This window comes from Microbacterium sp., assembly GCF_030149085.1.
Lineage (GTDB): Bacteria > Actinomycetota > Actinomycetes > Actinomycetales > Microbacteriaceae > Microbacterium.
In genome coordinates, this window is sequence record NZ_JASBSF010000297.1 from 1 (window position 1) to 9,622 (window position 9,622).

The 9,622-nt window shown below is 64.9% G+C and carries 9 protein-coding genes and 2 tRNA genes; 6 read left to right on the plus strand and 5 right to left on the minus strand.

All coding sequences use genetic code 11. From position 1 onward, the window contains the following. Both Q1V87_RS12325 and Q1V87_RS12330 read left to right on the plus strand, forming a co-directional pair. Window positions 1-842: HAD family hydrolase (locus tag Q1V87_RS12325; RefSeq protein WP_366945442.1), on the plus strand; the 842-nt coding region annotated here is incomplete at its 5' end. Window positions 843-920: 78 nt separating this feature from the next. Further along, a tRNA-Ser gene (locus Q1V87_RS12330) sits at window positions 921-1,005 on the plus strand. A gap of 308 nt (window positions 1,006-1,313) precedes the next feature. Here the strand turns inward: Q1V87_RS12330 and Q1V87_RS12335 are convergent. Then, window positions 1,314-3,413 carry a DUF4012 domain-containing protein gene (locus Q1V87_RS12335; RefSeq protein ID WP_300593310.1) on the minus strand — a complete coding sequence of 700 codons (2,100 nt, stop codon included), beginning with the start codon at window positions 3,411-3,413 and terminating at the stop codon, window positions 1,314-1,316. Between the two features lie 300 nt (window positions 3,414-3,713). On the opposite strand from Q1V87_RS12335, the gene Q1V87_RS12340 reads away from it, so the two are divergent. Both Q1V87_RS12340 and Q1V87_RS12345 read left to right on the plus strand, forming a co-directional pair. Beyond that, window positions 3,714-5,000, plus strand: coding sequence for an LCP family protein (locus Q1V87_RS12340; protein WP_300593313.1), 1,287 nt, complete (start codon window positions 3,714-3,716; stop codon window positions 4,998-5,000). 76 nt (window positions 5,001-5,076) lie between these two features. Further along, window positions 5,077-5,165: transfer RNA gene (locus Q1V87_RS12345), tRNA-Ser, on the plus strand. A 139-nt stretch (window positions 5,166-5,304) separates the two neighbouring features. Here Q1V87_RS12345 and Q1V87_RS12350 read toward each other — a convergent pair. The 4 genes from Q1V87_RS12350 to Q1V87_RS12365 all read right to left on the minus strand — a co-directional run bounded on the left by Q1V87_RS12350 (window position 5,305) and on the right by Q1V87_RS12365 (window position 9,083). Next, complete coding sequence (locus Q1V87_RS12350; protein WP_300593316.1) at window positions 5,305-6,471, minus strand: ankyrin repeat domain-containing protein; 1,167 nt, start codon at window positions 6,469-6,471, stop codon at window positions 5,305-5,307. Continuing rightward, on the minus strand, window positions 6,464-7,183 hold the full coding sequence (locus Q1V87_RS12355) for a uracil-DNA glycosylase (RefSeq protein WP_300593318.1): 720 nt from the start codon (window positions 7,181-7,183) through the stop codon (window positions 6,464-6,466). The genes Q1V87_RS12350 and Q1V87_RS12355 overlap by 8 nt, the downstream gene beginning before the upstream one ends. Window positions 7,184-7,381: 198 nt before the next feature. Further along, window positions 7,382-8,488: a site-specific integrase gene (locus tag Q1V87_RS12360; protein WP_300593322.1), complete on the minus strand. Its 1,107-nt coding sequence runs from the start codon at window positions 8,486-8,488 to the stop codon at window positions 7,382-7,384. Beyond that, window positions 8,481-9,083, minus strand: a complete 603-nt coding sequence (locus tag Q1V87_RS12365) for a hypothetical protein (protein WP_300593325.1) — start codon at window positions 9,081-9,083, stop codon at window positions 8,481-8,483. The genes Q1V87_RS12360 and Q1V87_RS12365 overlap by 8 nt, the downstream gene beginning before the upstream one ends. 110 nt (window positions 9,084-9,193) lie before the next feature. Here Q1V87_RS12365 and Q1V87_RS12370 point away from each other — a divergent pair, with 110 nt between their 5' ends. Next, window positions 9,194-9,442 carry a hypothetical protein gene (locus tag Q1V87_RS12370; protein ID WP_300593327.1) on the plus strand — a complete coding sequence of 83 codons (249 nt, stop codon included), beginning with the start codon at window positions 9,194-9,196 and terminating at the stop codon, window positions 9,440-9,442. Continuing rightward, window positions 9,439-9,622 (plus strand): glutaredoxin family protein (locus tag Q1V87_RS12375; protein ID WP_300593330.1); only part of this gene is annotated, 184 nt, incomplete at its 3' end. The genes Q1V87_RS12370 and Q1V87_RS12375, both read left to right, overlap by 4 nt.

Sequence of the window (9,622 nt, forward strand, 5' to 3'; positions counted from 1 at the left end):
TCGTCGAGGAACTCGCCGCGGAGACCGAACACCACCCCGGGAGCACGCCGCGGCTGCTTATCGCCCTGGACATCGACGGCACCGTGCTGCTCGAGGACGAGACCCTGAGCCCCGGCGTCGTCGAGGCTGTCGAACATGCTCGCCTCGCCGGGCACGAGGTCATGCTCGCGACCGGTCGCTCGTGGGCGAGCACGCGGGGCGTCGTGCGCGTCCTCGAGATCGAACCCGACTACGTGGTGTGCTCGAACGGCACCGTCATCCTGAAGAAGATCGATGGTGATGAGGTGCGCTACGAGCAGGTGCACACCGAGACCTTCGACGCGACCGAGGTCGTCACTCTGCTGCGCGAGCACCTGCCCGACGCGAAGTACATGGTCGAGCTCGAAGACGGCAGCCGCCTCTATACCGAGGAACTCGACGACTGGAACCTGCTCGGCGCCCGCCGCGTCGCGTTCGACGAGCTCACTCGCGAGCCGGTGTGCCGCGTCGTCGTCGTCTCGCCCGATCACGCCGAGGGGGACTTCGTCGATCTCGTGGCGCAGGTCGGCCTGAACGAGGTCTCGTACGCGATCGGGTGGACTGCCTGGCTCGACATCGCCCCGCCGGGCATCGACAAGTCGACGGCGCTGGAGATGGTGCGCGAGTGGCTCGGCTTCGACCCGCACGAGGTGCTCGTGATCGGCGACGGTCGCAACGACGTGGGTATGTTCGCCTGGGCGCTCGAGAACGGCGGTCGTGCCATCGCCATGGCGCAGGGTCCGCAGGAAGTGCTCGACGCTGCCGGCGAGATCACGTCATCCGTTCACGAGGGTGGCGTGGCAGCGATCCTTCGCGCCCTCTGAGCCGCCGCGGCGCGAACGTCGCCTGGGTGGTCGGATAGAGTGGACGCCGTTCGATGGATGCCGCGTGCGGCGTCCTCGGGAGGGTTGTCCGAGCGGCCGATGGACCTGGTCTTGAAAACCAGTGGGCAGCAATGTCCCGTGGGTTCGAATCCCACACCCTCCGCAACGACGAAAGCGGGTCCCGCAGGGGCCCGCTTTCGTCGTTCTGGCCGGTCGAGCGGGATACGAACGCAGTTGGGTCCACGCCGCCCGAGGCTCCGCGCGCCGCGCAGTGGCGGTGGGGAGAATCCCACACCCGGCGCCTCTTCCGATCCTCGGGCTCAGCGGGTTCGAACCCTTGGGTGGGCCCATGCCGCCGGCGGCTCCGGAGAAGAAGTGGGCTCGTCTTGTCGCATCCTGTGCCTATGGCGACAATGTGCGCCGAACTTTTCTGGGATACCGACAGTTCGCGCCCACCTCTGCCAGGCGGGTTCAGCCGATCTTCGTGAGGGAGATGTTCGTCGAGCCTTCGGGGCTGGCGAACAGGCTCGCGCAGTTCGCGTCCACTGTGACCTGGGTGTCGTTCGCACCCGGTGTGTGGCGCAGCTGCAGCGGACCGAGCGGGCCCTCGGGCAACTGAACCGTGTACGACACGGTGCGGGACTCGCCCATGGGTAGCAGCAAGGTACGGCTCAGCCCTTCGTTCCCGTGGTCGACTCCCGAGCGGTCACGGAAGTACGAGTCCTGGTAGTCGCCGCGTTTGGGATCGGTCGACAGAATCTCGCCACCGGGCGGCGCGAAGAAGAGAACATCGAGCATCATCGTGCGGGGATCGATACCGCGATTCACGTTACGAAGCCCCAGCGTGTACTCGCTCTTGATGTCTTTGGTGATGCTGTTGTGGAGGTTCATCGACACGGTGATGGTGCGTTCGTCGACGTTGCAGGTGGCGTGCTGGTCGTAGGTCAGGTGATAGTTCAGCTTGCCGATGGAGTAGTCGTTGAAGTAGATGCCGAGCTGGGTGGCATCCGCGTTGTCTTCCCGCAGCGACGCGTCGAGGCCGTACTCGGTCGCGAAAGCTTCGAGGCCGGGGTCGTCGAACCACATCTGGATGCGGCCTTCGCTGGCGCTGCGCACTAACTGATCCCACATGGCGCCGAACTCCCAGTTGCCGCTGGTGAGCGCGCTGAACATCTTGGATGTCACCTCATTGAAGTAGGCGTCCATCGCGGCGTTGTCGGCACCGAACCTTTCGTACGGTTCGCTCATGAGCAGCGACGCCGTGTTCTCGGCCGTCACTTGCTCGCCCGAATCGAGAGTGAGAGGCCCGGTCGCCTCGATGAGGTGCGCAAGCACGATCGGGTCGATGGAGATCGCGCCATCGAACTCGGGCAGGTCTTCCCACTCGCGGGTCGCTTGGAAGAGCTCAACGGCGCGCGGGAACTCGGGCGTCATCGTGAAGTTCGATGACCAGCTCACGAGCTCGCGGGGGTAGAGAGACTTGACGTCGCGGGGGAGCGTGATCAGCGAGCCGTTGACGGTGTCGAACCCGAGCGAGGGAAGCCGCGAGTACATGAGGTCGACGCCGTTGTCTTGACCCACGAGCTCTGCCTGCCCGTTATCGACTTTGAGGATCAGCCAGTGAGCGACGCCACCGCCGGTCGCACGGATCTCGGCCGGGGTCTGGATCATGACCTGGTAGAGCATCGGCCCGTTGGCGCCCGCGGCCTGCAAGAGCGCGGGGAGGTTCTCTTGCGCAACCTTGAGGATCGGGATCGCCTGGTCGAGCAGTCCGACCATCTCGTCCATCGGCTCGTAGACGGCGGGCAAGACGTCGGTGCGGTCCATGGTCGCTGCGATGGCTGAGGCATCCTCGAACGACGAAATGATCGTCGGAAGCACCGTCTCGGCCTCGAGGAACGGTTGCAGGTTGATCCCGAGGCTGCCCTCGGCGCGCTGCTCGTCGACGTTCGCAGCTGACACCATGTTGACGACGGGTGGGATCGATTCGCTCGCGATCGTGTTCACGGCTTCGGCGACCGTGCGCACCGCGAGAACGTTGTTACCGATGCGAGGCAGCGTGGATGCCAGATCCCAGAGCGGACCGTTCGCGGTTTCGGATGCACGCTGGGTACGAGCGACGATCTCATCGCCAGCCTGTTGGAGAGTGTCGGTGTTGCCCGACACAGCAGCCTCTGCCAGTCCACCCAGCTGCGACTTGACCGTCTCGAGGTCATCGCGCACCTCGAGCACCTGGAGCGCGAAGACGCCTCCCAGAATGACGGTTCCGACCAGGATCAGCCCGAGCGGACTGAGCGCAATCCAGAACGTCCGCCATCCGCGCCGCCTGCGCGACGCTCCAGACTCGGGTGCGGCATGCCGAGCCAGCGGTCGGGCCGGGGTGCGCCGCGCCCGCGTCTCGCGGCGGGTCGTCGGCGGCTTCGGGGCGACGGATGACGCACTTGACCGGGCGCGTCGGGTGATGGCCTGCGAATCCGACGAATGGCCCTCGCTCAGGGCGGGTTGATCGCTTAGGGAGGGCTCGCCTGCCGGGACGGAATCGGCCTGCCGGTCGCCGTCAACGGTGGTCACGACCCTGATGTTACCGGTCCTATGTTGTGAGAAACCGAGCGCGGGCCGTGAAAGCCCGAACGGATGCTGAACATTGCATATGCGTCTCAGGAGCCGCGGTCAGCGACCGCACAGTGCATGTCCAGCGGCCATGGCATAACCTACCTTTCTTAAGGCATCCGTTCTTCGGCTGTGCCAACACCCGAGGTCTTCCAGGTCAACGACGTGTGACCGAGAGGGGTCGCGCGTAGCCGGAGTCGAGCCACGCGTCGCACCCCTGCGAACGAGGATTGGTTGCGACGGCCGTCGGGAAGGAACTTTGTGAGCAAGACAGCACCGCAGCGCGGCCGCCAGACGGTGGCCCGTCATGGGGCGCTGAGGTCGCCGCATCCGTTCTCCGTCTTCATTAAGGCGCTCGGCATCGTCGTTGCCGTCATCCTTGTTTCCGGCACCGGAGTGGCTGCGTACGCCGTTTACGACCTGGCCGCCAGCTACGCCACCGAGAACACGGTCGAACTCGAAGACCAGGTCGTCGTTCCGCCCGACATCGGCGCGATCGAAGGTGGCGTCAACCTGTTCGTCGCGGGCACGGATGCCTGCGAGCCCGAGTTCTCTGCGATCTTCGGCGACCGCTGTTCGGGTTCCGACTCGGAGGGAGAACTCAACGACGTCAACATGCTCGTGCACATCTCGGATGCGCCGCGTCGCGTGACAGTCATCTCGTTCCCGCGCGACCTGTTGGTTCCTATCCCCTCGTGCGATCGCGGTGACGGCTCGACATCCTCCGCAATGAGCAAGCAGCCCCTGAACTCCGCGTTCTATGCGGGCGGTGGAGCAGAGGGCGGCGGGCTGTCCTGTGTCGTCAAGACCATCTCGCAGCTGAGCGGCCAGAGCATCCCGTTCGCCGCGAAGGTCACGTGGGGCGGTGTCATCAACATCACCGATGCGATCGGCGGCGTTGACGTTTGTGTCCAGGGCGGCATCAGCGACCCGCTCGCGGGCCTCTATCTACCCGACGGGATCTCGACTGTTTCGGGAACCCAGGCGCTGGCGTTCCTGCGCACCCGCAAGGGTGTCGGTGACGGCTCGGATCTTGGCCGGATCAGCAACCAGCAGCAGTACATGTCGAGCCTGGCCAAGAAGCTCGTGAGCGAGAACGTGCTGTCTGACCCGACGACGCTCTACCGGCTCGCGACCGTCGCGATCGACAACATCACGAAGAGCTCGAGCCTGACCAACCCGCTGACGCTCGTACAGATCGCGCTCGCGATAAAGGACGTTCCCTTCTCAGACATCGTGTTCGTTCAGTACCCCGTCAACGGCGACCCCGACGACCCGAACAAGGTCGTGCCGAACTACGCCGCCGCCGACCAGCTCTGGGCGGCACTCGAGGCGAACGCTCCGATCGAGCTCACCGGCACGGCGGGTATGAACGGAAGCGTCGTCGATGTGACTCCGACTGAGGAGCCGGCTCCCGAGACCACCACGGACCCGAGCGCGACAGCCGCACCTACCGAAGCTCCCGCCGAGGAAGCCGTGGTTCTTCCGAACTCGATCACCGGCTCGACTGCTGCACAGACCACCTGCTCGGTCGGAAACCTCGGCTGACGGCATCCATTCGTCGCGGCGGACCGCAGCGGTTAGTATTGACGAGGCCATCCGCCCGATTAGGTAACGGATGCCTGGAGACGTCGCATAGTCAGGCCTAGTGCACCACCCTGCTAAGGTGGAGTCCCCTTACGGGGACCGAGGGTTCAAATCCCTCCGTCTCCGCCGAACTTCCTGGCCCGCAATCCCTTGAAAACACTGGGATCGCGGGCCATAGGTTTCTCATAGGAACGCCGGTTTGCGAAGAATCTGCGAACAGTTCCGTGGCGTCAGCCCTGTGATGTCTCCGGACATCGGTGACAGTTCAGGAACGAGATGACTTGATCTCGCCATAGCCACGAGATTGTAGCGCGCGTACGAGGTTGTCTAGCGCGGGACGCATCACCCGCTGGAACATGGTCCGCCGGCCGACCGCGCGCACCAATTGCGGGCCGATCTTGTAGTAGACCGCAATCGCGAGCCGGCCGGCGGTGCGGGGCGCAAGCGCCTGATCTCGAAACTGCCTGAGCACGCGGACTTCAGGGGAGTCGTACGAACCGTACACTGCGGTAGCGATGAAGCAGCCGGCTCGCGACTTGCTGTGCTCCGTCAGGAGACGCACCATCGCTGGATCCGATTCGCCGTTGAAGCCACGCTGTGCCAACTCCAGCGCACGAAACCCGTCAACGTTGTCGTTGCCGACTCTTCCATGCGCTTTCATGCTTGGGTCGGCGCCGCGTCGAAGCAGGAGCCCTGCCACCGCAACGTGGTCCACGTTCGATTCGACCTGTGCGGAGTCAGGCGCTCGCCCAGCGAACCCCGGAAGATTCCGTGCGTGCCACGATTCGATCCCCATCATTCGCCGCCAGGTCTCGCGCCCGTAGTTCGATTTGAACCATCCCGCCGATTCGGCTGCCGTCATTAGCGGGGTCATTCTTCCGGGTGACTTCTCGCACCTGGCATTGACGTGTGCCCCCGCATCAAGCAGCAGAGCCACCATCGCGGGCACGCCCCGTTGACAAGCCCAAGTTAGGGGCGTCCCTACGAACAACTCGTAGTTCACATTCGCCCCGCGACTCAGGAGAAGTTTGACTGCATCCTGGCGGTCCGCCCGTATTGAGAGCTCCAGGAGCGAGGCGAGATCCCACTCGGCGAGCCGTTGACCGTGCTCGAGTAGTTCGCTCAGCGTGCGCACGCTGCCCAGTTCTGCCGCCCAGTCGAGGGGAGTCCTGCCCTGGAACTTATCCTCGACATTGAGACCCATCCTGATGCAGTGGCTCGCCTCCTCCTCATTTCCGTGCCAGAGTGCCAGGGCGAACTCGCCCACGCTGCGTGAGTTGTACTGCGAGTCCCATTTGGGGGCGACACGGTCCCGATACTCGGTCCAACTCTCATCCGGGCCCGGGGAGGAGTCGGCTTGGTTCCGCTGCTCGGTCATGACCTCGACCCAAGCATCGAACGCGGTGGCTTTCCCATTGTCCCGGTCACGCAAGGCTCCAGTCGATCGTTGGCACCCCAACTGAGGCGAGGAAGGAGTTGCACTTTGAGAAGTGCTTGGAGGTAGCGAGCGGACGCGCGGAACCGCTCGCGCGCGGATGTGCCGCTCTGAAAACCCCAGGCCGCAGTCGGCCGATACCAGCCTTTCGCGCCTTGTTCTGAGCCTTCTCGCCCCACAGGAGGAAGGAGACCTCGGGCGTTGAGCTGAGGTACCGGAGCAGGCCATCAGTGAAGTCAGCCCAAACGTCAAGGTGGGATCCCGCCTTGCCATTCCGCACGGTCAGCGCGGTGTTCAGCAGGAGCACACCTTGGGCGGCCCAACGCGACAGATCGGGGGAGTACTCGTCGGGGCGGACGAAGTCAGTGCCGAGATCCTCGGTGAGCGCATCGAACACTGCCCCCAGCGACTTGGGAGTGAGAATCCCGTTCGGCGCCGAGAATGCGAGGCCATCGGCGACGCACGGCGCCGGGTAGGGATCCTGTCCGAGAATGACAACGCGGACGTCGCGTGGGGAGGTGGTGCCGAACGCGCGGAAGACGGCGCTCCTGGGGGGACACGTGACTGGACCAGCGGGATCGTAGAGAAGGTCGATGGTGTCGTGGAGATGGTTGACCTCGCTTGCGCTGAGGCCGAGTTCGGTAGCCCACGGGACGGGCAACGAGGAGAAGTCGTCGCCCGTGATCCCCTCCACGCGTTCCCCCAGCATCAGAGAAGAACGTACTGAGTTCAGCCCCAAATCGTCAATCTCTCGGATTTCCAACTATCGATGTCGTTCGGCGTGCCATCTCTACTTCGGGGAGGGACTCTGCGGGTCGAGCACCCTGCGCGTCTCAAGTGCTTCAGCGGTTGACTGGCCCCTCCAGTCATCGACTCCCGATTGCCAAGGACCTGCACGCGGGAGTAGCTAGAACAGCCCACCGACGCCCGCCGCGACGGCGCCATCGTCGAGTCGATCCGAAACCGCGTTTAGGTCTTCGTCGAATAGATCCGAATAGACGTCGAGCGTCATCGCCGCGGAGGTGTGTCCCAGCATCCGCTGGATCGTCTTGACGTTTGCGCCGGACTGGACGGCCAGCGACGCCGCAGTGTGTCGCAGGTCGTGCGTGGTCATCATTGGCAGCTCGGCCTTCAGGAGCGCCGTCTTGAACCATGACTTCGACCCGTCGTCCGACCGAGTTCGGCGGATGAACCCGCCGTCTCCGGCAGGGAACACGAGTGAGTCCCGTGGGCGTCCCTTCGTCGCCAGCTGTAGCTGCTCGAGCAGAAATCCTGGCACCGGCACTGCTCGTGCGGTGTGGGACTTGGGCGTGCCGACGTGGATCTTGCCGTGCACCTCAACCGCGTTTCGACTGATGTGCATGCGGCCGCGTGCGAAGTCGAGGTCCTGCACTCGCAGCGCGGTTGCCTCGCCCCAGCGGATGCCGGTGTACGCAAGGACCAGGACCAGAAGCTTGCGATCGCCGCACTCGCGTGCCAGCCGAATCACCTCGTCGTGGGTAAGGTACCCGTGCTTGCCGCGAGTCTTCTTGGGCAGGCCGATCCGACCCACCCGGGCGGGGTTGGTGCTGATGCGCCCGTCGTAGACGGCATCGTCGAGGATGCTCGCGAGCACCCCGAATGTCCGAATCGTCACTGTCGCGCCGGTCGTCTTCGATAGTTCGGCGACCCACGCCCGCACATCGGTGTGCTTGATGAGCGCCACTTCCCAGCCACCCCACGTCGGCTGCACGCGCAACCGCCACGCGGTCTCGACCGGGGCGAACGACGAGGGCTTCATCGTGTGACGCTTCGCATCGAGCCACACGGGGCCGAGCATGTCGATGGTCGCCCGCGCCGCCTGCGGGTCGATGAAGTTGCCCTTCGCGCGCGCGGTGTCGATCTCGGACAGCCACAGCTCGGCATCCCGCTTGCGGGTGAAGCCGCGCTTGGCGCCCTGCTTGCCGTTGGGCTTTCGGTATCGCGCCTCGTAGCGCTTGCCGTTCGCGCTGTTGTACGCGTGGACGCTACCCACCGGCCGGTCGACCGGCGTTGTAGTTCATGCCCTCGAGACGACCCGCCTTGCGTGCGTCGATGATCCACTGGGACGCGGTGCGGTGGGGGATGCCGAGTTCGTGCTGCAGCAGCTTCGCCGGCGGCAGTCCCGCGAGCGCTGCGCTGCCGTACAGCAACTCGACGACCTCCATGCGCGCCTCACCGCCGCCGCGCTTCACGACCTCGGTGGCGACCATTGGCGGCAGGATGCGTCCGGCCGCGGTGGTCAGCTGATCCACGCTCAGCCACTTCGCCTTCGGATCGCTCTCGTCTTCGAGCGTGAGGAAGATGCACCGCGGCGCCGCAGCCTGCACGATCGCCTGCATCCCGACCTTCGCGACGGTGGGGTAGTTGAGCTCCACGTCGTCGCGGGTGGCGGTGTTCGTGACGCCCTTGATGACGTACCGACCCTCGTCGCGCACATAGCGGGCGGTGACAGCGGTCTGCACGCCGAGCGCGGCATCCGTCGTCGTCGCCACGAATGCGGGCGCAATGCGCAGTGCGGACCCGACGGGCTGCGTGGCTTCGCGCCACGTGACCTTGTGGCCATTGAGTGTCTTCACGTCGACCTTCACCTCCCTAGTTTGTCTAACCGCACGGCGCTTTCGCACTTGCCTCTTGTGCAGGGTAGCAGAAAGTGCTTCACTCACGGTAAACCAACCAGAACATACGCAAGCGGAGGTGGATGGTGTTCAAAGTCCTTCAGATCGAGTGCGACGATCCCGAGCACACGTTCCTCACCGAGCGCGAGCTCGCCGAGAACCTCAAGTTCCCGCTGAGCCGCCTGATGGGTTGGCGCAAGCACGGCGGCGGCCCGCGCTTCACCAAGTTCGGCAAGACCGTCGCCTACAAGGTCGCCGAGGTCAACAAGTGGGTCGAAGAGCACACGCACGAGCGCATCGGCGATCGCCCAGCCCCGCGGAGGTCACGGTGATCAAGATCGTGATCTACACGACCGGTGACGGATGCATGCAGTGCCGGCTCACCAAGCAGCTGATGGATGCCGTCGGCCTGGCGTACCTCGACATCGACCTCACCGATCCCGCGAACGAGGCGGCGCGCGAGTACGTGACGGAGGACCTCGGCTACTCGTCCGCGCCGGTCGTGGTCGTGG